27 protein-coding genes, 2 tRNA genes and 2 pseudogenes are annotated in these 26,939 nt (G+C 37.0%); 10 read left to right on the top strand and 21 right to left on the bottom strand.

Features of this window, described 5'->3' with window-relative positions; all coding sequences use genetic code 11:
• Positions 1-8: 8 nt before the first annotated feature.
• Together PC_RS04170 and surE are read right to left on the bottom strand one after the other, a co-directional pair.
• Positions 9-2,855 carry an aconitate hydratase gene (locus PC_RS04170; protein WP_011175415.1) on the bottom strand — a complete coding sequence of 949 codons (2,847 nt, stop codon included), beginning with the start codon at positions 2,853-2,855 and terminating at the stop codon, positions 9-11.
• A 130-nt stretch (positions 2,856-2,985) separates the two neighbouring features.
• Entirely contained in the window at positions 2,986-3,771 is a 786-nt protein-coding gene (gene surE / locus PC_RS04165; protein ID WP_011175414.1) for a 5'/3'-nucleotidase SurE, read from the bottom strand.
• Positions 3,772-3,978: 207 nt separating this feature from the next.
• Here surE and PC_RS04160 point away from each other — a divergent pair, with 207 nt between their 5' ends.
• On the top strand, positions 3,979-4,992 hold the full coding sequence (locus PC_RS04160; RefSeq protein ID WP_011175413.1) for a hypothetical protein: 1,014 nt from the start codon (positions 3,979-3,981) through the stop codon (positions 4,990-4,992).
• Positions 4,993-4,996: 4 nt separating this feature from the next.
• Here the strand turns inward: PC_RS04160 and PC_RS04155 are convergent, their stop codons facing one another.
• From PC_RS04155 to PC_RS04145, 3 genes are read right to left on the bottom strand one after another with little or no spacing between them, the layout of a single operon-like run.
• The gene (locus tag PC_RS04155; protein WP_011175412.1) at positions 4,997-6,823 is read right to left on the bottom strand and encodes a TraB/GumN family protein; all 1,827 of its coding nucleotides are present in this window, start codon (positions 6,821-6,823) and stop codon (positions 4,997-4,999) included.
• Between the two features lie 7 nt (positions 6,824-6,830).
• Positions 6,831-7,685, bottom strand: a complete 855-nt coding sequence (locus PC_RS04150; protein ID WP_011175411.1) for an AAA family ATPase — start codon at positions 7,683-7,685, stop codon at positions 6,831-6,833.
• Between the two features lie 53 nt (positions 7,686-7,738).
• Positions 7,739-8,479 (bottom strand): tRNA 2-thiocytidine biosynthesis TtcA family protein, encoded by a 741-nt coding sequence (locus PC_RS04145; RefSeq protein ID WP_011175410.1) that lies wholly within the window; start codon positions 8,477-8,479, stop codon positions 7,739-7,741.
• A gap of 175 nt (positions 8,480-8,654) precedes the next feature.
• On the opposite strand from PC_RS04145, the gene PC_RS04140 reads away from it, so the two are divergent.
• The 3 genes from PC_RS04140 (at position 8,655) to PC_RS04130 (ending at position 9,257) form a co-directional block, all read left to right on the top strand.
• Positions 8,655-8,987, top strand: coding sequence for an SEC-C metal-binding domain-containing protein (locus PC_RS04140; RefSeq protein ID WP_011175409.1), 333 nt, complete (start codon positions 8,655-8,657; stop codon positions 8,985-8,987).
• 102 nt (positions 8,988-9,089) lie between these two features.
• A tRNA-Thr gene (locus PC_RS04135) sits at positions 9,090-9,162 on the top strand.
• Positions 9,163-9,175: 13 nt separating this feature from the next.
• A tRNA-Tyr gene (locus PC_RS04130) sits at positions 9,176-9,257 on the top strand.
• Positions 9,258-9,300: 43 nt separating this feature from the next.
• Here PC_RS04130 and PC_RS11705 read toward each other — a convergent pair.
• The 5 genes and pseudogenes from PC_RS11705 to PC_RS04115 form a co-directional block, all read right to left on the bottom strand.
• Positions 9,301-9,759 carry a septation protein SpoVG family protein gene (locus tag PC_RS11705; protein WP_232086056.1) on the bottom strand — a complete coding sequence of 153 codons (459 nt, stop codon included), beginning with the start codon at positions 9,757-9,759 and terminating at the stop codon, positions 9,301-9,303.
• 205 nt (positions 9,760-9,964) lie between these two features.
• A pseudogene (locus PC_RS11955) lies at positions 9,965-10,135 on the bottom strand (hypothetical protein); the annotation flags it as partial.
• 85 nt (positions 10,136-10,220) lie between these two features.
• Entirely contained in the window at positions 10,221-10,469 is a 249-nt protein-coding gene (locus PC_RS11950; protein ID WP_420885544.1) for an endonuclease V, read from the bottom strand.
• Between the two features lie 9 nt (positions 10,470-10,478).
• Complete coding sequence (locus tag PC_RS04120) at positions 10,479-10,724, bottom strand: endonuclease V (protein WP_011175407.1); 246 nt, start codon at positions 10,722-10,724, stop codon at positions 10,479-10,481.
• Entirely contained in the window at positions 10,700-11,362 is a 663-nt protein-coding gene (locus PC_RS04115; protein WP_044044922.1) for a protein-L-isoaspartate(D-aspartate) O-methyltransferase, read from the bottom strand. The genes PC_RS04120 and PC_RS04115 overlap by 25 nt, the downstream gene beginning before the upstream one ends.
• Positions 11,363-11,471: 109 nt before the next feature.
• Between PC_RS04115 and PC_RS04110 the strand changes: the two genes are divergently transcribed.
• Positions 11,472-11,903 carry a DUF2267 domain-containing protein gene (locus tag PC_RS04110; protein WP_011175405.1) on the top strand — a complete coding sequence of 144 codons (432 nt, stop codon included), beginning with the start codon at positions 11,472-11,474 and terminating at the stop codon, positions 11,901-11,903.
• Between the two features lie 238 nt (positions 11,904-12,141).
• Entirely contained in the window at positions 12,142-12,396 is a 255-nt protein-coding gene (locus tag PC_RS04105; RefSeq protein WP_011175404.1) for a hypothetical protein, read from the top strand.
• Positions 12,397-12,780: 384 nt separating this feature from the next.
• On the opposite strand, the pseudogene PC_RS09885 reads toward PC_RS04105, so the two are convergent.
• Positions 12,781-13,685: pseudogene (locus tag PC_RS09885) on the bottom strand (erythromycin esterase family protein).
• A gap of 468 nt (positions 13,686-14,153) precedes the next feature.
• Positions 14,154-15,308, bottom strand: coding sequence for an erythromycin esterase family protein (locus PC_RS04095; protein ID WP_269474221.1), 1,155 nt, complete (start codon positions 15,306-15,308; stop codon positions 14,154-14,156).
• 558 nt (positions 15,309-15,866) lie between these two features.
• On the opposite strand from PC_RS04095, the gene PC_RS04090 reads away from it, so the two are divergent.
• The 3 genes from PC_RS04090 to PC_RS11135 all read left to right on the top strand — a co-directional run bounded on the left by PC_RS04090 (position 15,867) and on the right by PC_RS11135 (position 17,746).
• Positions 15,867-16,613, top strand: a complete 747-nt coding sequence (locus tag PC_RS04090) for a hypothetical protein (RefSeq protein WP_011175400.1) — start codon at positions 15,867-15,869, stop codon at positions 16,611-16,613.
• 54 nt (positions 16,614-16,667) lie between these two features.
• Positions 16,668-16,946: a hypothetical protein gene (locus PC_RS04085; RefSeq protein WP_044044920.1), complete on the top strand. Its 279-nt coding sequence runs from the start codon at positions 16,668-16,670 to the stop codon at positions 16,944-16,946.
• Between the two features lie 79 nt (positions 16,947-17,025).
• Positions 17,026-17,746 (top strand): IS1-like element ISCpr4 family transposase gene (locus tag PC_RS11135; protein ID WP_076611751.1). Its coding sequence is split into 2 segments (ribosomal slippage): positions 17,026-17,493 and positions 17,495-17,746, totalling 720 coding nucleotides; the frame shifts between segments, so codons are not numbered across the junction.
• A 241-nt stretch (positions 17,747-17,987) separates the two neighbouring features.
• Here the strand turns inward: PC_RS11135 and PC_RS11130 are convergent.
• Together PC_RS11130 and PC_RS11125 are read right to left on the bottom strand one after the other, a co-directional pair.
• Positions 17,988-18,635 carry an alpha/beta fold hydrolase gene (locus tag PC_RS11130; RefSeq protein WP_197970170.1) on the bottom strand — a complete coding sequence of 216 codons (648 nt, stop codon included), beginning with the start codon at positions 18,633-18,635 and terminating at the stop codon, positions 17,988-17,990.
• Positions 18,636-19,257: 622 nt separating this feature from the next.
• The gene (locus tag PC_RS11125; RefSeq protein ID WP_232086084.1) at positions 19,258-19,587 is read right to left on the bottom strand and encodes a LysR family transcriptional regulator; all 330 of its coding nucleotides are present in this window, start codon (positions 19,585-19,587) and stop codon (positions 19,258-19,260) included.
• A gap of 279 nt (positions 19,588-19,866) precedes the next feature.
• Between PC_RS11125 and PC_RS11120 the strand changes: the two genes are divergently transcribed.
• On the top strand, positions 19,867-20,031 hold the full coding sequence (locus PC_RS11120; protein WP_181679048.1) for a hypothetical protein: 165 nt from the start codon (positions 19,867-19,869) through the stop codon (positions 20,029-20,031).
• A gap of 532 nt (positions 20,032-20,563) precedes the next feature.
• On the opposite strand, the gene PC_RS04065 is transcribed toward PC_RS11120, so the two are convergent.
• The 7 genes from PC_RS04065 to PC_RS04040 all read right to left on the bottom strand — a co-directional run bounded on the left by PC_RS04065 (position 20,564) and on the right by PC_RS04040 (position 26,596).
• The gene (locus tag PC_RS04065) at positions 20,564-20,854 is read right to left on the bottom strand and encodes a hypothetical protein (protein WP_011175394.1); all 291 of its coding nucleotides are present in this window, start codon (positions 20,852-20,854) and stop codon (positions 20,564-20,566) included.
• A gap of 36 nt (positions 20,855-20,890) precedes the next feature.
• Positions 20,891-22,054 carry an N-acetylmuramoyl-L-alanine amidase family protein gene (locus PC_RS04060; protein WP_011175393.1) on the bottom strand — a complete coding sequence of 388 codons (1,164 nt, stop codon included), beginning with the start codon at positions 22,052-22,054 and terminating at the stop codon, positions 20,891-20,893.
• A gap of 451 nt (positions 22,055-22,505) precedes the next feature.
• The gene (locus tag PC_RS11855; RefSeq protein ID WP_269474211.1) at positions 22,506-22,640 is read right to left on the bottom strand and encodes a hypothetical protein; all 135 of its coding nucleotides are present in this window, start codon (positions 22,638-22,640) and stop codon (positions 22,506-22,508) included.
• A gap of 199 nt (positions 22,641-22,839) precedes the next feature.
• Positions 22,840-23,283: a hypothetical protein gene (locus PC_RS04055; protein ID WP_011175392.1), complete on the bottom strand. Its 444-nt coding sequence runs from the start codon at positions 23,281-23,283 to the stop codon at positions 22,840-22,842.
• Positions 23,284-23,783: 500 nt separating this feature from the next.
• A complete protein-coding gene (locus tag PC_RS04050) occupies positions 23,784-24,062 on the bottom strand; it encodes a hypothetical protein (RefSeq protein ID WP_011175391.1) in 279 nt (92 codons plus the stop codon).
• 234 nt (positions 24,063-24,296) lie between these two features.
• On the bottom strand, positions 24,297-25,055 hold the full coding sequence (locus tag PC_RS04045) for a hypothetical protein (RefSeq protein ID WP_011175390.1): 759 nt from the start codon (positions 25,053-25,055) through the stop codon (positions 24,297-24,299).
• 533 nt (positions 25,056-25,588) lie between these two features.
• Entirely contained in the window at positions 25,589-26,596 is a 1,008-nt protein-coding gene (locus PC_RS04040) for an LIC_10091 family protein (protein WP_044044919.1), read from the bottom strand.
• Positions 26,597-26,939 lie beyond the last annotated feature (343 nt).

Raw genomic sequence — 26,939 nt, 5'->3', positions numbered from 1 at the left:
CGAATGTCTTATCGTTGATTTAAAATATAGCGCAGTACATAAGGGAGTATTCCTCCATGTCTATAATATTCAACTTCAATAGTCGTTTCCAATCTAGCTCGGAGATTAACGAGCTGGATTTTATCTTCGCTCTTAATTTCTAAAATCAATTCTTGATTGGGCTTTAATGCTTCCTCAAATCCTTTAATAGAAAACAACTCTTCTCCTATAATTCCTAGGCTTTCCCAACTTTGCTCAGGTAAAAACTCTAGAGGTAAAATTCCCATTCCGATGAGATTACTTCTGTGAATACGTTCAAAACTTCGAGCAACAACAACGCGAACGCCAAGTAGGGCTGTGCCTTTCGCTGCCCAATCGCGAGAACTTCCCATCCCATAATCTTTACCTGCAAAAATGATCAAAGGAACTTCTCTATCTGCGTAAGCTTGACAAGCATCAAAAATGGGCAATTCCATACCATCCGGCATTAAAGTCGTCAAGCCCCCTTCTCTATCATCCACCATTCTATTACGTAATCGAACATTCGCGAATGTCCCTCGCATCATCACTTCATGATTTCCTCGTCTACTGCCATAGCTATTAAATTCTTTTTCAGAAATACCCAAAGACATTAAATATTTTCCAGCCGGAGAATCAGGTTTAAAACTACCTGCTGGAGAAATATGATCTGTTGTAACAGAATCTCCAAATAAAGCAAGCGGGCGCATGTCCTGTAGTTTTTTCAAATTGGGCAATTCCAGAGAAAAATTTTCAAAGTAGGGAGGCTGTCTAATGTATGTGCTTTCACTTTCCCAGTTATACTGCGATCCTTCTTTTGTGATAATTTTATCCCAAACTGGATTGTCTTGCGAAATACTTGAATAACGAAGCTTAAACATGTCCGGTTCAATAGCCTGTCGAATAGTTTTTTTAATTTCATTTTCAGAAGGCCAAAGATCTTTTAAGTAAACAGGTTGGCCATTTTGATCATATCCAATGGGTTCATTCGCTAAATCGATATCAATCCGCCCAGCAAGAGCATAGGCCACTACTAAAGGCGGAGACATGAGAAAATTTGCTTTAACTGAGCCGTGAATGCGTGCCTCAAAGTTTCGGTTACCACTTAAAACACTTACCGTGATCAAATCAAAATGTTTAATTGCTTTTTCAATTTTTTCATCCAATGGCCCACTATTTCCAATACAGGTTGTGCAACCATAAGCCACCAGTTGAAATCCTAATTGATCTAAATACTGCTGTAAATTTGATTTAGCTAAATAATCCGTGACAATTCTCGAACCTGGAGCCAAACTAGTTTTAATCATCGGATTGACTTTTAATCCTTTTTCAACAGCTTTTTTTGCCAAAAGCCCTGCTGCTAACATCACATTTGGATTACTCGTATTGGTACAACTTGTAATAGCAGCAATAACAATCGAACCATGCGTTAAAATGATTTCTTCATCAATATGATTGGCATAACCCGGATTGACGACAGGAGGTGTTAATGGTCTATTAGCGAGCATTTCAAACTCACTCCAAGGCTGCTCCTTAGTCATGCGACCAAAAACAGATGTTCCTCCCCATTCGTGCCGATGATCTAAGAAAAATACGCCACCCGAATGCACTTTAATATGAGGCTTTTCTTCTGCTTTTCCATAACCTCCATTTGCAATCGGAATTTTTAGTAATTGGTCAAACTTTGCTTTAACGTTTGATAAATCAATCCGATCTTGAGGTCTTTTTGGTCCTGATACACACGGTTGAATTTGTGTTAAATCTAATTCTAAAATTTTTGTAAAATCGATATCCCCTTTTCTCGGAATTCCAAATATTTGCTGCGAAGTTAAATATTCTTTAACTAATTGTACGTGTTGCTCATCTCGACCCGTCATACGTAAATACTCTAGGGTCTGGTCATCGACAGCGAAAAATCCCATTGTTGCACCATATTCAGGAGCCATATTTCCGATTGTTGCTCGATCAGCAACTGTTAAACTAGCCGCTCCTTCACCGAAAAACTCGACAAATTTTCCAACCACTTTCTCGTTTCTTAAAAGTTCTGTAATGTACAAAGTTAGATCTGTGGCTGTAACTCCATCTTTCAACCCACCGGACAAATGAACTCCAATAACTTCTGGCATTTGAATAAATATAGGCTGACCTAACATGGCCGCTTCAGCTTCAATTCCTCCTACTCCCCACCCAACAACTCCCAATCCATTAATCATTGTTGTGTGAGAGTCTGTTCCCACTAAAGTGTCTGGGTAAAGCCAATGAATTCCCTCCATTTTTTTATGAACCACAACCTCAGCGATATGTTCTAAATTAACTTGATGAACAATTCCAATGCCGGGAGGAATCACTTGAAAAGTTTTATAAGCTTTTTGTCCCCATTTCAAAAAAGAATACCTTTCTCGATTTCTTTCGAACTCAATTTTTAGATTGAATAAAAATGCATCATTAGTCCCTGCACGATCCACTTGCACTGAATGATCTACAACTAAATCCACAGGAACTTCGGGCTCTATGATCTTCGCGTCTAATCCGAGTTTAGCTACAGCATCCCTCATGGCCGCTAAATCGACCAAAAGAGGTACGCCAGTAAAATCTTGTAAAATAACTCTAGATACAATAAATGGAATTTCTCCTTCAGGTGTCATCCGGCTATTCCAATTTACCACTCTTAAAACATCTTCTTCTTTGACGAGATGCCCATCACAATGACGCAGCATAGATTCCAGCATGATTCGAATAGATATAGGAAGCCTTCGAATAGAAACCGAAATATGTTCCTCAAGTTTAGGCAAAGAATAATAATAATGGTTTGAGCTCAGTTTCTGAAGAGTATTAAAAGGATTAATTTTAATAGACATCTCTTGTCCTCGTAAATCAAATAAAAATTTTATTGTATTCTTTTTTTATTTTTCGAAGGAAATAGAAACCCATTCTTCGTTCAAAAAATGTAAAAAAAATATTTAATCATTTTATTTTAAGAATTTTAAATCAATTCACAAAGGTTTCAAAAGCCAGTTTTTCTTTTAAAAGGTGGGAATGGTTTGTCAAATCTCCAATATGCAAAGGAACCACCGTAGCAAACCCTTTTCTTAGTAAAAAAATATCGCTATCTTCACGCTCATCATACTCAGCCAATTTTGAACCCAACCAGTAATAGCTATTTTGTTCGGCAGGATGTTGGCGTTTTTCTGGATTTTCAGCCCAATATTCTTTTCCTTGCGTCGTTAAACGAATGCCTTTAATAGGGCCATGTTCAGTTTTAGGGAAATTAACATTTAAAAAAGTTCCTTCTTGCATAGCATTTTGCAAAGCATAGTTGACGATGCCCGGAATAAAAGATTCTATCAAATGATAAGAGGGATTAAAATAATCGCCGTAAGAAAAAGCAATTCCAGGGATTCCCTGCATAACTCCTTCCATAATAGCTGCAACAGTCCCACTATAAAAAATATTTCGTCCAGCATTCGTCCCTCGATTGATACCTGACACAATTAATTGTGGTCTCTTTGGTAAGACAACATTTAAAGCTAATTTAACGCAGTCAGCAGGCGTTCCATTCACAGACCAAACATCAGCTTGGGCATTTAACCAATCTACTTTTTCAATATGTAGCGGACGTCTCACTGTAATAGATAAACTAACAGCTGACTGTTCTTGTTGAGGAGCAACGATAATGAGATCAGCAAGATCTTGAATCGATTGCCATAAATGGCGAATCCCTTTAGCATGAACTCCATCATCATTAGTTACTAAAATTAAAGGCTTTGAGCTCATTTTTATTTTTTCCATTATAAAATGTGTAATTATTAAGAAAAACAATAAAATTTATTTTATACAACAAATAATTTAAATCATTTAAAATATAAGTATAGTTAAAATAAAATTAATTAAAAAAATTTATTTTTTACTTATTTCTTGCAAAAGAAAGAATTAACTTATCAAAATTTGGTTTATTTTCCCTTCGGTCAATGATGAGGTTTTATGTCTGAATTTATAGCAGAACCCAATCCCGATACAAATGAAAGTAAACAACCACTATTAAACTCAACATTTAATATTGAACAATTATCAAGACAAATTCAGTCTACTCCTTTTCTTATTAAGCAAGCCCTGGAAAGTGATCGCATTTTACTAGATCATCTTCAAAATTTAACTGAACGCACAAAAGCCTGTATCATGCATTTTAATGAACAGAAACAAACGATTTTAACTCGTTTTGATAATTGGCTAGCACCACTTGCTAGCGATGTATTAGACGAATTTATTAAACAAGCTCAGTTATTAAAAAGTGAACTAGATGAAACTCTTCTTAATTTAAGAAAAATTGACACAATCGACTGGGATAAACATGCCAATTCTTGGTTAAACCTTTACCACCAGTGGAGCGATCATAAAGAACTTAATAAAAAAATTTTAAAACTCGTTTCCGATCGAACTGAACATTTGATTGATAAAGACTTAAAACTCATTAAAGAGTATCAAATTCAATATTTATCAAAAATGGAAGAAGAAGACCCCGATCTAATAAACTTAGAAAATCGACTTGCTAAAGCAATTGAAGAACCTCTTAAGCATCTCGTTGAACTGAAAACACATGTGAAAAATGCAGAGTCAATGCAACAAGCTTCTGAATGGATTGAAAAACTTGATTCTCAAAGAGAAAATTGTTTCGACCAATTGTTAATGAAAATTGACTCCGTTGTAAAAGAAGTCGTTTTACCAGAAGCTGAAATTGGTTCTGAAGATTTAAAAGAAATTGAAAATGAGATGCATTTTGTCGCCCAAGAACTCAAGCATATACATGAACTATTACCCAAGCTTGATAAACATGATGAAAAAGAATTTTATTTTACTGAAGTTCGTTTAGAAGGGCTTAGAGATCATTTAGAACAATTCGACTCTTTAAAATTACCCTTTTCTACGAGAGATCGCTTAGAAACACTATTCGCAACTATTGAAGCAACGCTTTCAGAAGTTTTAAAAAGAAATGAATGAGTTATTAATAAATATATTCATCCGCTATTTCTCTTTTGTCATGTCCGTCAAGGACATGAAAAGCTCTTAATTTATTAAGTGTGATTGGAGAAAGCTGTCCGATCGGAATATAAACAATTTTTTTACCAAATCGACGCGCAAAACTTTTTAATTGGCTTCTAGGTGGCGTACTCGCCACATAGACGATAATAGGCTTAACCGCGTAATCTATTGCAGCCATCAAAAGAACTTCCGATTTGAAACGGCAATCAAAATAATCTGGGTCAAACCAAATATTGCGCATTCTTCTTGGAGGATAGGACATCATAAATCCTCCATACTCACAGCGACTTATTCCGGGCCCTACAACATGATGAGAAAGAGAGGTTGCATAAAAAGACATGTCCGACTCTTGTTGATGTTCTCCAATCCATGTCGTTCGCCAAGGATATTTTTCTTGATAAGGTTTACCCTCTTCAGCCTTATCTTCATCAAAAATCAAACAAATTGAGCCCACTCCCGCTGGAGGTTTTCCCTTTGTTTTCACAAATAATTTTCTTTCATGCCAATGACGAATTGTTTCTTTGGTATCTATTCCATCTTCAATACTAGAAGAAAAAGGAATCGTGCGAGCCCCTTCTTCAGCTAAAATTTGGCAACCTTTCTTTTTCAAAAAATCACCAAATTTTTCAATAGCAATATCTTCTGGAGGATATGAACAAATACTAAAAGGATTCGGTGGGGTAAAACGAAAAGAGGACCGATCTTTACGAACTTTTGGAATAGAATTTTTTCGCCCTTTCTCTTTGAGATAAAAACGAATTTGTTTGCTATAACCCCAAACATCTTCAATAGAAAGATCTAATTCAGGAAGATTATCAATATTTTTAAGAAAAGGATAAAAAGTTGCTAACTCCCAAACTTCATAAGCATAGTTATTGTCAACACACCCTTTAGCAGAAGATAAAATTTTATAAAGATCAGGCATTAACTGCCCTCCGACTAATGCATAGTTACGCACAAACTTCATAATATTGCGTAAGTGATAACCAGCAAAAAAATTACCTGTGCTTTCCACATATTTTTCAGAGGCCTCTTTATAAAGCTGCAAAATAACTTTTTGCCGATCAACGAATTCTCCATCGAGAAAGTTTTCTCTCATGGTTTCATATTTATAAGAAAGATACCCCCATTCAAATAAGATGTCTCTTGCAGATTCCGGCGTAAGCGTACAAAGTTCAATAATGCCTCGATCTGCATGATAAACTTCCGGGAAAGAACGATTATCCACTAATTTCAACACTTGAGAAAGATGCGCCATTCCCCCTACAAACAAAATACGATCATATCTAAGAGATAGTTCTTTTAAACGACGAGCCATATAGATTTCTCTTTCCTGATCTAAATGATTAAATGGCTGTCGATTTTCTTTTTTTGCTTGCTCATAAAGATTATAGTAAGCTTTTAAACCTATTCGTTGAATTGCATACGGATCGGGAACTTGTTCGTGAATATCAGGGTAGTGATCAACGTCTAAATCGATACAATAGGCGGGAACTTGATGCTCCATTGAGCTTCGCAGCGCTTCAAAAATTGGGTCGCATGGCTCTGCCATAAAATAAACAGGGTCATGATCTTGGTTATAGGTTAAGACAACGCTAATGTCTGGTAATCGAGAAGCTGCGTGTAACATTTTAACTTGCATTGTCTCAGGTAATTCAACAGCGACGCAATCGGGTTTAAGCGTATCAAAAGCCCATTTAACTTGCGTAGCCATTTCCATATTATAATGAATAATAGGAACAGCGTAAATATGCCCTTTTTGAAGATAAAATAAATCGTTTGTGAGCATAAGACCTCTAAAGCACGTATATTAAAGCTTCATCTCCCAGAGTCATTAAAATAGCCTCACGCAATAAATTTTCAATATTCCCACTATTACCATTTAAGCTTTTAATTCGTTTAGCAGCATAACGAGCAATGTTAATTCCGTCTCGGATCGTATAATTTTCACGGCTTGTATGAGCTTTTTGTAGGAAATTGACCACGTATTCCATGATGTATTCATCAACGAAGGGAAGATTTTCTCGAAGTATCCGGCGTTCTTCTTCTGCTTCAGGAAAATCGAGATAGATTTGTGGTTGAAGGCGGCTATGGATATATTCTGGAATTTCAAATGTTGAAGCATCATCGTTCATTGTCACGCAAATACGAAATTCTGGATGAGCTGAAACCTTTAAACCGGCAACTATGGACTCGATATAGCGACGTGTATCTAAAAGAGGGGCTAAAGAAGCCCATGACTTTTCACTCATTCGATTCGCCTCGTCTAGAATACAGACACCTCCTCGAATCATGGCTGTTACAAGAGCCGAAGCTACATATCTTATCCCCCCACCTTGATCAACAACAGGAGTAATTAATAAATCTTCTGGGCGGGTGTCCATTGTACATTGGAAAATATAAACAGGCCTGTTGATTTTTTTTGCTGCAGCATATGCCAAAGTTGTTTTACCAACCCCTGGTTTACCAATCAAACGGGGATTAAGTGGAATATCATTTTTATCAATCACTAACCAAGCAGCAAGTAACTGTTCCATAACATCTCTTTGACCAATCCATTCAAACTTAAATTCATCAGGAAATCCTAAAAAGATTTCAACTCCTTGAATTTGTACGCTGCTTTCATGCTCGCTTGGAAGAGAATATGCCATTTTTAATCCTATAATTAATTAGGTAAATGATAAAAAATTTGATCTTGTAATTCTCAAGGTGTCGCGGCTTTTTGAGAACCGTAAATTAGACCAGCTTTAGCAATATTTTCACGAGCATGAGGAAAAAGAGTTTCGATTTCGATTAATAATTGGTCTACTTGTTTACGCATCGAATTTTGCCCGACGGGACAACGACACATAATTCTTGCAAAACCTTGCTGTTGTGCAAAAGTTCGAATATTTTTCTCTGCTATGTAAATCAACGGTCGAATAATTGTCACACCATATTCTTGCATGTGAATTTTTGGAAGATTACCAGCAAATTCAGCTTTATGCAATAAATTCATCAGAACAGTCTGTGTATGGTCATCACGATGATGACCAAAAGCAATCGTCGTAATCCCCAAACTTTTGGCAGCTTCAAATAAAAGCCGTCGCCGTTCTCTCGAACAACTGTAGCATTCCAATTTTTCTAATTTTTGAGTTGAAATTCGGGTCGTTAATTGAACTCCGATTTCTTGACATATTGCTCGTAAATAATCTTCATTGACTCCAGCCCCACATGAAAATTCTCCAGATACGTGAATTGCATGAATTTCTAAATTTGGAAATCCTCTTCCAGAAATAGCTTTTAATAAATAAAGAAGTGTTAAACTGTCTTTTCCCCCACTTAATGCGACAGCTATTTTAGAAACATCTTTGAGCATCTCATAGTCAAATAAAGCCTTTCGAAAAGTACTTTCTAATTTTTTTCCTAAAGAGGTCCAAGGGGATTGAGCAATTGGAACAGTCATAATAGTCATTTTTGTAATTGTTTTAAAAAATATGATTAAATTATACTTAGTTTATTAGATAACGTAAAGTTTACAATCATGATTTAATAAAAAAATGTGAAAGCAAATTTTATACTATTATACATAATTGTTTAATTCTCTTATGTATAATTTAGGCTTCGAAAAAAGAGGATATATGTCATCAGAGAAAGCTGGAAGAAATGATCCCTGTCCGTGTGGATTAGGCAAAAAATATAAAAACTGTTGTATGCAAAAAGAACAACAAAAAAACCGTACTCAAGTCACTTCATTAGGAAAACGTAAATTTACTGCTAAAATTCTCAGCAGCGGTGGAACACAAAAAAGTGTAGAGCAACCACAAGAGCAGCAAAAAGCAGCTATAGATTATTCAACATTAATGGAACGCTCTTTTGGTAATGCCATACATAACGAAGAAAAACCCCCTATTCCTTCGAATTTCGACCAATATTTGATCAAAAAATCTGATTCGAATTCCCCTACAAGTTAACTATACATCGGCTTCAAAAATCTTTTTGAGGTCGATTTTACTTTTTCATTAAAAAAACATTGTCGATAAAAAACTGTTTTTGCTATAAATATCCCTTCGTTCGCTGGCATAGCTCAATTGGTAGAGCACCCGACTTGTAATCGGACGGTTGTGGGTTCAATTCCTACTGCCAGCATTTTCTCATTATTGGGGGTGTCGCATAGTGGCAATTGCAAGGGACTGTAAATCCCTCGACTTCGGTCTCCGTTGGTTCGAGTCCAACCGCCCCCATCCTTTCTGGCATTTCTTATAGCCCACTAAGGTAGTAAATAGTTCACAAGTATCTAGATAGATTTTTACCGTCTAATTTTAAGTTCTGAAACACAAAATTCAAAAGTTGGCGTTTTTCATCGACTTCAGAACTTTCGAAAATCTCCCTAGCACGAGCGGTCAGGTTCATTACCATGTTGGCAGTGATATAAAAGTTTTGATTTGCTTTCTCATGGCGTGCCATCTGCTCAACGATTTCAGCTTGGCGAGCTTTATAATCTCTAACCTTGTCAATGACTCTCTCAATTTCTTTGCTGAGTGATGCTTGGGTTGGATGGAAAATAGTTAAATTTTGTTCTCCAACTTTCCGAGTGGGATAGGTGATTCTATAACCAGCGCCATCGCGTCTTTTATGGACACCAATGGAGCTAACATAGAACTTGTGATCAATCTCCACACATGCAAATGCTATCAAGCCTTTCTGTGGCCTGATGGGAAGAAGTTCCACTTTGGTTATGCTCATAAAACTCCGAATGATTACGTCTGTCTATTTGAAGAAGCAGATCAAAAAAGCTCCAAGACGACAGGGATTCGTTAATGCTGATGATTCAGCAGAAATCTTCTTTGACGGCATGGGAGCTTTAAACTTGCTATCTTCCATGCCCTAATTTTAGAAAAATCTAGAGAAGATGTAACGACGTCGGAAAGCGTCCAACCGCCCTAATCCATTACGATCCAAGGGTTATAACGTTCGCCTTCCAGTTGAAGATATAGTAAGACCTCAAGAAAAGGGAAAAATTTTTCTCTCTACTACCAGGCATTTTATGTCCGCTGTTTGTGGTTACCCGTCTGACTGCTTCTAGCAGTCTGGTGGAAAAGGATTTGGTCAAAAGCCTTTGTAGATTTTTGACCTATTGAAATGCATTCTTCTTAAGAGCCTTCACGATAGGTGCCTGTATTCTTTGCACAATCTTGTTCTATCTGTCACAAATTTATCTGGAGCCAGTCGATCTTTCTGTAAGGATTCGCTTCAATAGCTTGCGCTATCATCATACACTTTGCCTTTGTTGCTGTCTTACAAGTTTCCCATGCTAAAGCACCCGATGGAAGTGGTCTCACTTTCGTATTCAGAACATCAGGTCGCCTTTGCAGGCGCTCAAATGCATGAACAAGAGAGGGCGCTTCTCGAAACCCTAATAAACCTAGGATATAAGGAGGAGTCTGCTCTTCTATAACTCCCTCCTACTCCACTAACTGAAACTCGGGGAATTTAAGCACGACAATTGTTGCATAAATGAGTTGGCTAGGATCATAGAGGTTATTACTGACATCCATACCACCGATCCACTGAGGCTCCTGAAAAGGATCTTCTACAACCACCTTTTCGGCCATGACCTTCTGTATTTTTTTTGCTTCCTCTGTAAATGAGGGAAAAGCCATGTCGAGTTGTTTTATGCATAGGTTTATGACGAGCTTGTAGTTTGCCACCCTTCTTTTCCAACGAGCGGTACAAATTGTACAGATCCTAAGTTCTCGTAGCGATAATGATCAGCATCCTCTCGCATAACACGCATTAATTGCTGGCTCTCCAAACTAGGTCCCACAGGAATCACCAAACGGCCGCTTATGGCTAGCTGTTTCAAAAGAGAAGGAGGAATTTGAGGCCCGCCTGCCGTCACAATAATAACCTCATAAGGAGCAAACTCTTCCCATCCTAGACTTCCATCCCCAACTGATACTGTCACATTATTATAGCCAAACTCTTGCAGCCGTTTTTTTGCCAGCTCTGCAAGCTTTGGATACCGCTCCATAGAATAGACATGAGAGGCCAGTTGACTTAGAATGGCAGCAGAATAGCCTGAGCCGGTACCAATCTCTAACACCTTATCCTGGGGAGTTATTTGGGCCTGCTGAGCCATGACTGCAACAATGAAAGGCTGTGAAATCGTTTGCCCCTCATCAATGGATAAAGGTCGGTCTTCATACGCGAGTGGAGCAATGTGCTCACTCACAAACCTCTCGCGCGGCACTTTTCCCATTGCCTCTAATACTCGAGGATCTTGTATTCCTCTCGCGGCTATTTGTTTCTCCACCATTTGCTTTCTTATCTCTTGATAGGAATCCATTTAATTCTCCAGGCAAAGATTTTTTAATCCTATTTTAACCGAATTGAACTATTATTGAACTATTATTGAACTTAATAAAAAGAAAAAATTCTCAAGAAGGAGGTAAAATATGCAACGCACAGAAGTAAAGGTTATTGAAACAACAGTTCAAAAAACTAATTTTTGGTTAAAAGAGCTGTCTGAGCATATGGGATGGAGTGACCAACATCTCTCTTATATAGCTTTAAGAGCAGTTCTTCATGCTTTAAGAGATCGGCTCCCCATCGAAGTCGTAGCAAAATTGGGAGCTCAGCTTCCTATGCTAATTCGTGGAATTTATTATGAAGGCTGGGTCCCAGCACATACTCCTATCAAAGTTCATCGGCTTGAGGATTTTCTCTCACTTGTTGCGAATTATTTAGGCAATGATCTGCTCTTTTCAGAGATAGCCCAACTCACAAAAAATGTTTTCATAGTCATGGAAAATCATTTAACCGAAGGAGAAATCGATCACCTTAAAAAGGTGCTGCCAGGTCCCATTACTTCATTTTTTTCTCCATGAGGGAAGAATTGATCTCTCTGGATAGAGCAGAAAAATTAAAATCTCATTAAGAAAAAAGGTTCTATAGATTGGGAACCGGGTTAAAAAATACAAGCATGTTTTCTCTTAAAGTGGAGGTTATATGATAAAGACTACACGCAATCCAACTGTGGAAAAAGAGTTTAGCCGAGTGAAGAGCAGCTAAAAGAAGTTCTCTTTTTACCAAAAAAAGGGGGATTAAAATTTAGAAGGAGGATCTATGGCGTCAAAGCTAGAAGAAGCTCAGTCCATTCTCAATAATATACTAAGTGAATGGGATCATTTCTCAACGCCTCTCCAAAATATCAAAGAAGAAGAGTTAGAAAAAGATTTATTTTTTCAAATTGATTTTCTTTCTCAACTCGATAAGGTGAAAGCAAGGATCTCTTTTCAAATGCAGCAATTAGAAAAACATTTAGAAGAAATGAAAGAGGTAAAAAAAACTCTCTTCCAAAGAACAGCTTCAACAATTTAATGCTTTTAAAGAAGAAGCCGAGAAAACTTTAAAGCATCTTAAACCTAAACTAGAGATTGCAAACGAATCTTACGAAGAAATCGCAGAAGAAGTACTCAGCCGCTGTCAAGATCGGATCGACGAGCTGACAAATAAAATTTTAGAACAGCGACAGAGATCCTTATCCTTAAAAGATAAAACAGGTTTAAAAATAGATGAGGAGAATGAACTGCGAGACTTACAAGATAGTTTAGAGATGTACAGAGAGACCCCGGTTAGAAACATTGATGCTCAAGCCAGCGATCCTATTATTGATCAAATAAATTCTCTCAGATGGTTTCGTGTGATAGCGCTCTTCTGATTGGTGAATCCAGCTTATAGGCCGGATTCATCCATCAAAGAGAGTCAAATACCAAAAGGATAGGTATCTGCCGCCTCGGATAAAGGTTTGGGTGAAAGGGGCGTCACAGCATAGGTATGATCCAACCAAATATACTCATCAAATTGATAGGGCAAAACTGAATATAAGTAATGATTTTTCAATTCATTTGCAGGTTGGTAAATAACACCAATGGCGCGATGCAGGAGACGAATCATTAGAGCCTCTTTGGTCTTTCTTGCAGAGGCAGAAAGAATGAAGGGACTTGAGTATCATGGAATAAACGCTCGATACTCTGGGGATGAGAGTCTTTGACTTCTTTAATTTGCATTTCTCCTCCCCAAGAAGAGGCGGCAGCAACGATTCCCTTATGCATTCCAAATCCAATCAAATAGGCTTTCTCTCCATATTTTTCTTTGCACAGTTGCCCTAAATTGAATTGACCTCTTTCGTAAAAATCTGTTGCAGCTGTATTTCCCACATGAGAATTATGCACCCAAATAACAACTTTTGCATCTTGAAGACTCATCAGAGTTTCTAAGGTTTCAAACATATGCCGATCCCTAATGCCGATCCCTAAGATTCCAAGAAGCCATCCTTGATTGATAAAGACTCCGATAATCTCCTCTGCGTTGGTAATCGACAGGGCATTTTGAAAAATAGGTAAAAATTCTTCTTCATTAGGTCGCTCATTTGCTGCATAGTTCTCCAACAACTGGATTAACATGGAGACCGCTTCCTCTTCGCACTCTTTCGTTTGGCCCAACAAAGCTGCCCAAACATAATGAGCGGGGTATTTTCGCCAAGTAAGAAGACATTTGTATTGCTGGCGTGCAATCTGAGCTAGTGGAGGATTTTTCTGATCTAAGTAGGCCAGGATATGTTCGATCGATTGATACAAATTATAAAGTTCCAATCCATAGAGATTCACAGGGGAAGAAGGGCTTTGCTTTGCGTGATACTGCCTAAGCCATAAGATAAAAGCATGAAATTACTCGTTTTTCCACATCCATCTTGGAAACCGTCTAAAGGCTTTTTTCTCGATCAAGCCCCGCGGTAAATGACGTGCAAATCGATTGACAAGCTCTACATCAGGTCAATCAGCCTCAAGGACAACACTGTTGGAATCCCTTCTTTACAATCAGTTCTTGTGTGATTCGGCTGCGCATTTGATAAAACTCTGATGTCCCATGCGTTGACTCGCCAAGCAGGACAAGATGAGTATTTCCAATCCGTGCAAGCAATCCATCTAAAGATGCGTTCTCAATGTGATTAAAAGGATCCGCTACCTTAGCAAGTGTTGAACTACCTCTGCCCTTTCATGAGAAGAATTAAATTTATGTCGGATCTCTGCTGAGCCTAAGTCGAATTTTCCCATAAACCCTCCTAGTGGTTTTCATTAAAGTCCAAACGGATAGGTATCTGGCATCCCTTGAGGCGCTGTTAGAGACAGTGGAGTAATCGCCCGCGTCTGATCAAACCAAATATATTCATCAAATTGCTCTGGTAAAATGGCATGAAAATAATGACTAAAACGTTCAGTGTCAGGCCGGTAGATGACCCCAATGGCTCTTTCTAACATTGGCATCATTAAGCCTTGTCTGACTTTTTTTTGATACGGTGAAAGAAGAGGTAGGAAAAATTTCCCTACTCCTGTCTCATGGAAGAGTCGCTCATAGCTTTCTTTATGAGAATTCAAGACTTTTTTAATCTTCATCGGACCGCCCCATGACGCGGCTGCAGCGACCGTTCCTTCATGTGTTCCAAACCCCACAAGGTAGGCTGCATCCCCATAGTGCTCTTTGCAAAGCTGTCCAACATTAATTTCTCCACGCGCTTGCATCTCCGTTGCTTTTGCATTGCCCACATGAGAATTATGTTCCCACACAATAGCTTTAGCTCCCTCACCTTTAACAGATAATAAAAGATTTAGAGTCTCGAACATATGTCCATCACGTAGATTCCAAGAGGAGGTTGAAGAACCCCACATTATGCGGTAATATTTTTCAGCATTAACAACTAAAAGTGCATTTTGAATTGCATCTAACACTTCTTCATCCTCAGAAAACAAACCTTTAGCCACTTGCACTTCTAATAGCTTTCTAAGGACAGAAAGAGCTTCCTCTCTACAATCTTTATTTTCTCCTTGTAGAACAGCCAAACCATAATCCGAAGGAGACCCTTGCCATACCATAAGACAGTTATAACTTTGCCGGGCAAGCTCAGCTAGGTGAGGATGGTTAAGATCCAGATAGCGAATTACATTATCGATCGATTGGTACAAACTATACAGATCAAGACCATACAGTCCTACATAGTTGCTTTTAGAAGGAATGTTGCTATTATACTTTCGAAGCCACTCGACAAAATCATGGAATTCCTGGTTTCTCCACATCCACTGTGGAAAGCGATTAAAAGCTTTGTGCTCGGGAACACCTCCAGACACATGACCCACATAGCGATTCACAAGCGCCGCATCCGGCCAATCGGCTTCAATCGCAACTATATTAAACCCACGCTGTGCGATCAGCGCTTGGGTGAGCTGAGCACGCATCTGATAAAACTCTGAGGTGCCATGAGTTGCTTCTCCTAAGAGCACCACACGAGCATCCCCGACTCGATTTAAGAAATCAGAGAGAGGTGCTGTGGATATCTCATCAAAAACAATCGCTTCTTCTCTGATTTGATTGATAAGCTCTGTTTGATCTATCATAAACACCTCTTGAAGTATTTTTACTTGTCTATTAGCAGAAGCCTTCATCCGACTCATATAAAGCCTTTGAACCGCCTGAAAATTGTAGACACTATTTCACTAGCGTTTTCATTTCTTCCTCGTACTCAAAGGGACTCTTTTATCCTAACATTGAATGCAGTTTTTCTCGATTATAATACGTCTTCTACGTATTAAAACACTCCTGTTGCGCCTGTTTTAAATCTTCAAATTCTTTTTTCCCTCTCATAAGTTAAGTTCTCTTTTTAAGGTCGAAAAAACTTTCCATGACCGCGTTTCCATAGCAAACTTTTCCTCGATTCATATAGATTGCGTGCTTTAATACAATAATAAAAGAGAAAATGATAAAATCTTAAGAGACAATAAAGAAGGAGGAGAGTTATGAAACAAAACTTATCCATACTCGAGCAAGGGGATATTTACTTCTTTTATCGTTCGCGTGTCCAAACAAAAAAAGCTCATCGCCCAGATGATATTCAGAGGCTTTATTTCATCCTAAAAGGAAAGCAAAGTCCTCATTATAGGCTCATCATCGTAGGTAAAAAACAGTTGCCTTCTTATGATGAAAGCCCAATCGAATTTGCTTTTGTAGATACTGTTTCTAAAAGCTTCAAAGAATTAATTTCAACATTGCAAGAGCAGCATTATGAAACTAAGACACGCGGCGAAAGAGAGCTTCCTGCAGCCCGCCTCCTTGCAGAAGGAAAATATGTTCTTCTTAACGATGGATCAAACACTTATTTAGCCTATCAACTAGACCGGCCTCAAAAATTGGGCCCGCCTCAAAAACAGTTCAACTTGGCAAATGAGGGCAACTGGGTTATCTCTATAAAGAATCCCAAAATTCCCACTGAAAAAGGACTTTCTCCCCAGCAAAAGGCCGAATTTCCTAAAGAGCTCTTAGAGCAATTTCAAAACCGCAAATTCATCCCCTTAGCTTCTCCAGATTATCTGGGCTACCCAGGTGCAGAGTTACTCCTGATTGGAGAGAAGTCTTCACCGGAAGAAAAATGGGGCAACACGATTAAAGAATGGTTTATCTCCTTTCCTCACCAGAGTATGAATGAGATGCTTGAAATAGAAAAAAGCTCAATTCCAACTCAGCCGCTCTCCGACGTGAGGGAATAAGAGGAGATCACTAAGGATGAAATAATCGCTCTTGTATTAGAGAAATTAGATTGGATGCAGCGTGAAAAAATTTGGCCAAACGGCTTGCGCTATCTTTGGACAGACGCTTTTGGCCTAGTTCTACTTGTGTCTCTTTATAGAGGACTTCAGGAGGAGAAATATCTGAAGCAGGCTGAAGAGCTTGTGAGAGATGTTGAGAAAGTATTAGGTCGAAAAAAGGGCTTACGCATTGGTGAGGCAAAAGACCATTATGGTCAGTATTTTCATTACTTGATGATGTGGACCTATGTACTTTCAACTCTTGGGCTTTTTCTGGTAGCCCTAAATATGTAGTGCTAAACGGTTAAAGAAAATATTGGGTAAGTGCATAATAGGCGGCGTCTTTTAAAATGGAGTCACCTATGGAATGTATATGCCCCTCTTGTACGTCAGATTGGATCAAAAAAAAGGTCATATCCACAACGGAAAACAGAAATATCAGTGTTTGGCATGTGGAAGACAGTTTGTGCTTAACCCATCCCAGAAAATCATTGACGAAAGAACCAGGCTTTTGACCAAGAAGACTCTATTAGAGTGCATTGCTCTTGAAGGAGTATGTTGGGTATTTGACGTCAGTATGCCTTGGCTTTTGGAATTCATAGGGGAGCTGACCAAAGAGCTGCCAGAAAACTTGAATGCGGAAGTAGTGTCAGAAAATGATGAGCTTGAAGTAGTTGTACTTGAAGTAGATGAATTGTGGAGCTACGTCGGCTCGAAGGCCAACCCACAATGGTTATGGTTAGTAATGCACTCTAAAACGCGACAGGTGGTTGCCATGCAAATAGGGCCTCGAAATAAAGAGACCGCAGAGAAGTTGCTCTACAAGCTACCCACACCGTTAAAAAAAAGCCGAGTACTATACTGACTTCTTCGCTGTGTACTTTGAGAGCATCCCATTTGGACAACATAGACCGGTTGGCAAACAATCAGATAAAACATCTTATATTGAAAGACTTAATTGCACCCTCGGATACCGATGCTCACGGTTCGTAGGGAAAACCCTTTCGTTTTCTAAGAAGCTTATAAACCACATAGGCATGATCACATCCTTCATCTGTGACTACAACTTACACATGAGAGCACTACATGTTTAGGACTACCCTCAACCAGGTGGGGGTAAGCCTACACAGAGGCCTACGAGAAATGGATTTTTCAATTATTTGAAGGAGTGCATGTACTGATTCATCAAACAGCTTTGGGGAGTAGAGAGCTGATATTAAATATGAGTGCTGTTAGGCGCCATGTGTTGTCACTTTTAGGCCCCCCATTTGAAAAAATGTATTCAGCCGCTTAAGGGGTACGGAATGCAAGTTACAGTCTTCTTGAAACAATTTTTTATCTAAGGTATCCCTGCCACTGTTTGGGCTGGTCATAAGGAATCCCATGGCCTGCTTTCTCGATCTGTACAATCCCCAAACGTTGATTGAGCCTAGCAAGTTTTGCGGCAAGCACGGGAGAGACAACACCGCCAACACCCCCAATGATGAGCAAGCTAGGAATAGCAAAAGTGCAGATTAGCTGACTGTAATCAGGATTCGGCGGGGTCAAAATGCCGAAGGCATAAATGCTGGTTTGAAATCTTGCCTGCACGAATAATTCAATAAATTCAGGAGAGCGGTGGCTATGTCGAGTTCGAAACTCGGACAAAAAATCTTCTCTATATCGATTGTGAATTCGATAGTGCTGAGCTGCAACATCACTCACGTAAACTTCTTGTTGACGCTGCGGCGTTAGAAAAGTTGGGTCAGCCAGGATAAGCCCTCGCAGTCGTTTGGGGTTCTGACCGGCAACCATGGCCGCTGTCAAGCCTCCCATAGAGTGGCCAAGTAGCACTGGGTTGGTGAGTCTGAGGGCTTCGATAAAACTCAAGACATCAAGGGCAAGGTTATCATAGGAGTAGCCTTGGTTCGTGGCGCTAGAGTTACCGTGGCCTCTAGCATCCGGCATGATCACATCGTAATCTTCCTCCAGCGCTCGCGCCAAAGGAGCTCAGCACGCTCCATTCATCGTTAATCCATGCAGCAAAACAACAGGCGGTTTGTCGCCGCCGGTTCGAAGATAGTGTGCGTTGATCCCATTTGCCTGAGAGATGCCCATTGTCCATCTAGTCATCGCTTTCTCTGTAGACCCTTTCTACGATCTGGGTAGATTTTTTAAAGAAATCATGGCGAAAAGAGACAAAGCATTCCAGTCGAAAGTTCTGAATGCGTCCAACCGCCCCCATTCTTTCATAATCAAAGAGTTATTCAACTCATCAGTCTAATTAGTATTTTGCCCAGGTTGTTTTTGTCCAACTCTTTTATTTGAGTATGTGTTGGTTGATTGACGAATCAAAATTCTTTATCTTCCAAACAAACCCACCAGTGTGTTGGAAAATTGCTACTATTTGTTGAGTAATCTTACCTCATAAAGGTCGTCGGCTATGGCAAAAGTTTCATAAAACAATCAAAAAAGGATCTAAATACACGACTAAAGAATCAATTTTCAAGGGCTTGATATTTTGATTGAATGCCAAGTAAAAGGCATTTTAATCATAGGAGATGTTGGGCATGTATCTAACTCAACAATTGTGCCTGTATGGCCAAATCTTAAGACAGGTTCTACTTCATTTGCTATTTGAGATAACTGTCCTAAGTATAAGGTGGAAGTAAAGAAAGCGCAAAACTATGCGTGCAAGCAAACGATAACCTTCCCTTAAATGTCCTTTCTGACTCATTAAAGGCAACTTCAATTTCAAAAAATATAGTAAAAAAATTTGTTTGCACTTATCTAAAAGTAATAGCCCATCTATCTTAAGCTGAAAGCGTTTCTTTTCATGAGTAATCAATTGCTTTCCTAAAGTAATCTCTAATTTATGAATTGCTTGGCTAATCGCAGACTGGCTAACAAAGTTCTCCTTCGCAGCCTTTGAAATGCTTTTTTGTCTGTCCTGCACTAAAAAAATAACGAATAAACGCAAGGTTTGACACAAACTTCATAAATACCTGCTATAAGTTTTACTTATAGATAGTATCAGTTTAATTAAATTTTTCTAAATCTGATTTTATATTAGTCTTAGGGATCTAAAAGTTTTTTAATTACCAACGTGGATGAAATATGAAGAAATTTTCTTTAACACTTTTGATGGCACTCTGCATTTTCTCCTGTCATGCACAAATTATACAAATAGATGATATGAAAGAGGAATTTATTCAACCGTGGAAGACCTTTTGTTATGGGACCACAAAATCTGTTTAAACACCAATTGCTAACGCCCGAAAGTCTAAATAAAATGCATCATTTGCATTGTTTTACTAATGCAGAGCAGACGATGGGTTATGGATATGGATTAAATGTCGAATGGCTTTCATACCATAATCATCCCATAAAGCATATCTGACATAGAGGGCAAATCGAGGGATTTTCTAGCCTTTACTCCAGATACTTAGAAATCGATATAACTCTTATTATACTTACAAATAATGATCGCCTTATGAATGAGATTAAAAACATTAAAAAAGAGTTGATTGTTTTTGCTTGAAGAGCCGATATGACAAATTCTACACTCTCATCTATTTTTCCTTATGATGCTTTGGTTATTGAATGCATCATTAGTTGGTGAAATGCCATTTTTTGTCCATTCAGCCCATTTTAATAAAATATCCCAATTGCCCCAAATGGGGGTAGCTCGTTGCCCTGAAAGAATTTCAATATCTTGTTTACATTTTTGGAGATAAGTAGAAAAAGTGAGGACGATATTTAAATGAACAGTCTCTTGTAACTTTATGCAACTGAAAATGCAATACTTTGAGATGAAGACATTTGTATCTTCTTGAGCGAGAATTCGTAAAATAGCAACGAAACCTGTATAGTACTTACTGTAGAGTGACTCTAATTCAAAAAATAGATTTTCTATTTTTTCGTGATCAAGTTTAGTTTTTTAGTAATTCATCAATTGAATAACTTGCCTTGTACTTTCTACCAATCATTTTTTGAATTCCTTTGAGACATTTTGCCCCTTCTCTAAATAACTCTTTTAGATTTTGAATTAAAGGAGCATGAGCAGCTTCCTTTTGCTCATTTATCGAATCAAGAATTTGTATAGTTGGAGGATTGGTTCGGATAAACTCTATAAAGCTAGAGAAATCAACGATCCAATCACAAGAAAAAGGTACCCCTAGCCTTTTTAGACGCTTGGCAAGCAATTCGCTTACATCTTTCATAATTTTTTTAATTAATTAAATCCAGAGCAGATTGTATTATCTATTTTTAAAATACTCCTTGATTCCTTCATAATAAGCCTGAGCAACCGCTTTAACTCTTTTGGGACAAGGGATATTCTCAACAGGAGTGTCAGCTTCTGACAGTTTATAAATTTCATCTTGGTTATTTTGGACGAGTGTTTCACCATAACACACAGGGCTATGGACAAGGCGTGTTAAAGCTAGATTGCGACTATAAATACCAGGTTTTTGAATTAAACATGCGCTATCTATATATGATGTTTTTTCATATTCAGAGATGAGAGGGATACCCAACTGTCTGATAAACTGTCCAGTAACATACTCGCTTAATTTAAGCGATTCATTAATTTGATTGGTAACAATTAAGCGCAAAAATTCATAACGATCTCTAATGGTATTTAACTCGTCTGCGCCAAAAGCACCTGGAATAAATGCTAGGTTGTAGTTAGTTTTAGTAAGAAGACTTTTGTTCTTTTTTTCCTCATCAGTTAAATGAGAATTATAATGAATAACAATTGTAACATCGGGAGAAAATTCATTGATTATTTTAGCACGCTCTTTCAAGTCTTCTTTGTTATAATAATTACGAAAAACTTGAGATAGGGAGGAAACATTCTGGATAAGGTCAGAATGTGTTTTTATCCATTCAAAAAAGTCTTCTTTGATTGCTCCCTGCCCTATCCCAGAACGCGTAAGTAGAACCACAGCGCCCTCGTTCTCCAGCAAGCGCTGTAGCTCAAGAGCCGTCAAATAGGTGAGGTCTCCTTCATGAAAACAAATAGGCTGATTGTTTTTTGTCATCTCTGCAGGAATAGCTACATAGCGTTCTTCCAACTCAGCAAACGATCCTCCAAAATGCCCTGGATCTATTGCGATCCTTATATTCTTCAGACCATTGTATTTGCTATGCTTATTAGGAAGAATCGGTGAATTCGTATTTAATTTTAAAATGTAGTCTATTTGTTGATGATCTAAATCACCAATATAAAGAACTTGAGGAGTAAGGCGATAAAATCTTTTAATCGCTTCATTTTTTTCTAAGTAAGTTTTTATTTTCCATTCGATTTCTTTAGCTGTTAATCTCGATTGGTAAGAGTCAAAATCGTGAAAATCACACCCAAATGAGCTTTGTGATATTAAAATAAAAAAAACAAAAAAAATGCAGCGAATTAAGGACATTTTTATTACTCTTTTTAGTTTTTCATTAAGATAAATGGTAGATGAATATTAAATTTAGACCAATCAAAAGTCCTGAATACGTCTAGCTGCCCCATTCTTTTTGGCATTTCTTATAGTTTATAATGTCAAAATCGTTTGCACTAATATTATAAAAAGACTTTGCTGTTTAATTTTAACTTTTGAAACATAAACTTCGAAAGTTGACGCTTTTCGTCTAATTTATAACTCTAAAAATTTTTCTAATATAAACCAACAAGTCTATATGTTAGCTAGTTATATAATTTTTTTGCTCTACTTTCTCATCACAAGCTAAATGGTTGACTTCAGGTACAATTAATTTTGATCTTTATTAAAAATAGAAGCTTGCGTAACCAACTATTTTTTCCTCCTGTTCTTAACGTAAAGAGCCTTTCCAGCTAAAAAGCCCTTTTTTTGAACATTCCAAGGATTTTTAGGGCTCATGGCCAACTCCTCTTTCATCTCTTAAGGAGCGTTTTTTTAGCCGCGGTCCACTTTCGCCCAAATTTAACTCTTGATCAGCATCCATCTCGTATTCATGGATATCATTCTCATTTAAAAGGAACATCGTAATATCACCAAAAGAAAGTGAGATCATATGAAGAGATTATACAAATATAAGTGAAATGAACAAAAAAAACGTGAAGAAAAGTGGGTAAAATTAACATAAAGAAGCCGTGTATGGACCGTATGCATGGCGCTTTAGGAGGATGGAGCCATCAGGCTCCTCCTACTCGACATCTGATATCCCGTAAAATCATAGTATTTTAAGAGTTAATAACGTCATCAACGATCGACGGCTTAATCACATCAAGCTCAACAATCATAGTTTTTATATGAGGTAAAGCAATACCTTCCACTAGCTTTTTGCCGATTTGTGGGTCCTGGACAACCATTCCAAAAACTTGGAAGGACATCTTTAATCTTGGGACATCATCTACTGCAGGATTAATGCCATCCATCATCTTCACAAAGAATTTGCTAGTTCTTTCGTCCATTTCACTCAGGGCCTGCTGCTTGAGATCTATATGGGTAGCGACAAATTCAGGCCATTTCATCGTGCCAGATTCAGTTACAGTCTTTAGCACTTCAATGACTACACGCGAGACAGTTTGGGTTGCTTTATCCACAAAGACTTTTTGGTTTGGGTTCATTTCTTCTGACTGTGTAGCAGTGGCTGCTACTGCAGGTATTGATGATGTTGGTGTCATATAATATCTCCTTTAATTTTAAAAGGGCAATTATATTGTATTGCATTTAATCGTTAATTTGTAAATAAGTTTTTATATATTTATGTATTTAGTTATATTTATAACTTAGTAATTAACATAGTTTATGATAAATTAAAAAAACTAGACTATTCACTATTCATATTTGAATAGTATATTTGTTGGAGGCTCACAGGAATGACTAATTTGAACCAATCAAAAGTTTTGAATGCGTCCAGCCGCCCCCATTCTTTTTGGCATTTCTTATAGTTTATAATGTCAAAAACGTTTGCGCTTAATATCATAAAAAGACTTTGCTGTTTAATTTTAACTTTTGAAACATAAACTTTGAAAGTTAGCGCTTTTCTTCTACTACAATTAATTTTGATCTTTATTAAAAATAGAAGCTTGCGTAATCAACTATTTTTTCCTCCTGTTCTTAACGTAAAGAGCCTTTCCAGCTAAAAGACCCTCTTTTTTCCCATGAACAGCACACAAGGTTTTTAGGGCTCATGGCCAACCCCTCTTTCATCTCTTAAAGAGCGTCTTTTTAGCCGCGGTCCACTTTCACCCAAATTTAACTCTTGATCAGCATCCATCTCGTATTCATGGATATCATTCTCATTTTCTTTTTTTTCTTGGTAAATCATTTTATCAAAAGGTAAAAAAGGTTTTTCGAGTTGATTCTTCTTAGTTTTTTCAATTTGTTCATTTTCTGGCATTAATAAATTTTTTTGAAAAATTTCATTATTTTTGTTTTCATGTTCCTTATTTGTTGTCATATTAACCTCTCTTTTTATTCCATTTATATTAAATAAATTCGCATTTATAAATTAAATATCTCAATTTAAAATGATCACTATTAGATGAAAAAACTGGTAATAGAATATTTTCCTATGCGCTTTCGGGAAGTTTATTTGCCACGTACTTCTCTTCGTTCCGGGACATTTTCATAAGGCTTTAATGTCTTACCTTAAATCCGTCGTCATATTTGAACAATAGTAAATAAAACGTGTTTAAGACTTATGGCTGCTAAATTTTAAGTGTAAAAAAGGCCATTTTTCTTCTATAAATCGAGCAATAGGTCTTGATTCTTGAGCAATGGCATACAAGCTCATAAGATCTTCATTCAAGAGAGAAGTTTTTTCTTCGGCTGAGCATTTTTGATAAACGTGGAACATTAAATCGATAAAATTTCTAGCGTCGCTTACTCGATATTGTTTAATGGCCTTATATGTACATTCAAATAGCTCTATCCATATTTCTTTATCAGTTTCTTCACGTGCGAGCTTGTTAATGTATTTATTAACGATATAGGGCTGGTAAAGACAGCGCAAAACCCAGAAACGATGAAATAAAATAGCAAAAATAATAGCTGTCACCATCGCGATAAAGAGTTGGCTTAAATATATATTTTTATCCAACATGTGCTGAAGAGCAATAATCAGGAAACAAAAAATAGAACATGACATTAAAACATAAATACCAAAATGAGCTAGAGGAGTATTGAAAATTCGGGAATAAAATCCTGGAGATAGTTTTGCCTCGACTGTTTGAAAAGGGACCATTGTTAAAAAGACAATAATACCAAAAATAGATATGGAAAAAAAACCTAAATCAAAAAATTTTTCTATTTCTATCTCTGGAAAAGGAAATCCTGCATAGCTCAGACCAATAAATATTAACCAAATAATTCCCGTTAAAAAAACAGTAGATAAATAAAGAGCAATAAAATTAGAAGATCTAAATTGTACGACTTTTTGAGGTGATTGCATATTAATCTCCTTAAATTTTTTCTAATTATCGTCAACAATCCAATAAAGATCTAAATCAAGACTGTTCATTTTTGATTTTAAAATCAAGAGTTTTAGTAGTTAAAATAAAGATTTGAATAAATATTATATGGGATATAAATTTTTATTTATTTAACTAAAGAACTAAATTTTTTAGTTTGGTTTTTATAATCCTGGCTACTTCCCCATTTTCTTCCAAAAAGTTGGCAAATTTCTAATTGCAATTATAGGAATAATAATTTTTGCGATTTTTACTACTCTTTGATTTTTTTCAATCAAATACAAGCACTTTTCTTCTCTGAAAAAAATATAACTTTCGTATGTTTAGATCCTCAAATTTTATCTACCTTGTGCAAAGGGCTAAAGTATTTGATGATTGAGCCTATTGCATTACTAGGCAGGCTTTAAAGTCTTTGTTGAGAACAATTTTTAAAAAATTCTTAAAAGATCAATCTACTTTCAGAAAAAGTTGTCTTTAATGCTAAAATATCCCAATTCTTTATACTAAGCATTTTTTAAAACACAGCTTCAAATAACTCTTCATTATCAAAAGTGCTTGCCAGAACTTCTCTGCCTAATATTGTTTTTTGATGCAATATTGTAATGTATTCAGTATTAAGCTGCCGAAGTTTGGGACAATTAATTAGTATTGTATCGTCTTGCAGCATAGATTTAATGGATTTTGTGAATGCATATTTATCATTATCCGTATGCATAAAATTACAGATATTGCTCAAATAAAGAGTGTCGATGGCAATATTATTGTGATCTAGAAATTTCCTAATACTAGCAAACTTTTCAAAATTTGTGATGTCTTCGGTAATAGCAATAAGACGTCCCTCAGAAACTAATTTTCTAATGAAAAGATATGTTTCCTCGCTTTGTAGCCAACTTCCTTCTCGAGATAATTCTTGCTTAATTTTATCTGTCGGTAAGCCTTGCTGATCCGTATGAAAAAATAATTTTTTCTCTTCTTCCTGTAAAGAATTAAGATAATCAATCATGCTCTGCTTAAAAACCTTTCTAGTATTAGAAGCATTTATGATATCAATCGTTTTGTTTATGAAGGCAGCATTTTTTGGATTAAAATCGACAATCAATCCATAACTAGACTTTCTTTCACATATCATATCAAAATTATGCCAGGTCGCACATCCGATGTGAATTGTTTGCTTCTCATTTGCTTGAGGTGCCTCTCTGAGCCGTTGATAAGTGGCTGCTAAATTAGTTTCATTAGTCGTGATATAGATGCCATAAATTTGCCCCTGCACATGAGAGTTATTGAAGCTGGCAAGTTTTTCGGGTATGGAGTTTCTTAAAAGGATTTTTTTGCCAATAAAATAAGTTTTTCCTTGATCTGTAAGTTTCTCGTAGTATCTATTTGCCGCTTTAAAAGGATGATAGAGCCAGCCAATAAAGAAAAAAGCTGCCCAGGCAGCTATTTTTTTAGAATTATTTTTTTGATATTTCCAAGGAAAACAAATCAAATGTGTGCATGTGCTAATAGCTTGAATCAATGACATATATGAGCCCACAAAGTAATAATAAAGTTAACCATCTATATTAATATATTACTCATAATAATAAATAACCTATAAAAAAGACTTCCGTCAGCTGTTATATAGCCTGATAAAGATAATTTTAGCCCTCAAACGTCTCTGCTGAGTATCCATAGTCATTATAATTATATTTGCCATTTCGATACAAAGAAACCGCTACACATATATGATCATCGAACTATCAAAATATTTTTCGGAGCTAAGTGCAAAAACAGACGGGATGAGGATTTGATTTTACAGGGCATGTGGATTTCAAGCTGACAAATAAAACTATCCAAAAAAACTATTAAATAAATAATTCAAAAAA

Source organism: Candidatus Protochlamydia amoebophila UWE25 (assembly GCF_000011565.2).
GTDB classification, from domain to species: Bacteria; Chlamydiota; Chlamydiia; order Chlamydiales; family Parachlamydiaceae; genus Protochlamydia; species Protochlamydia amoebophila.
Note: the sequence above shows the minus strand (reverse complement) of the source record. Positions and strands in the feature narration are given on the sequence as shown.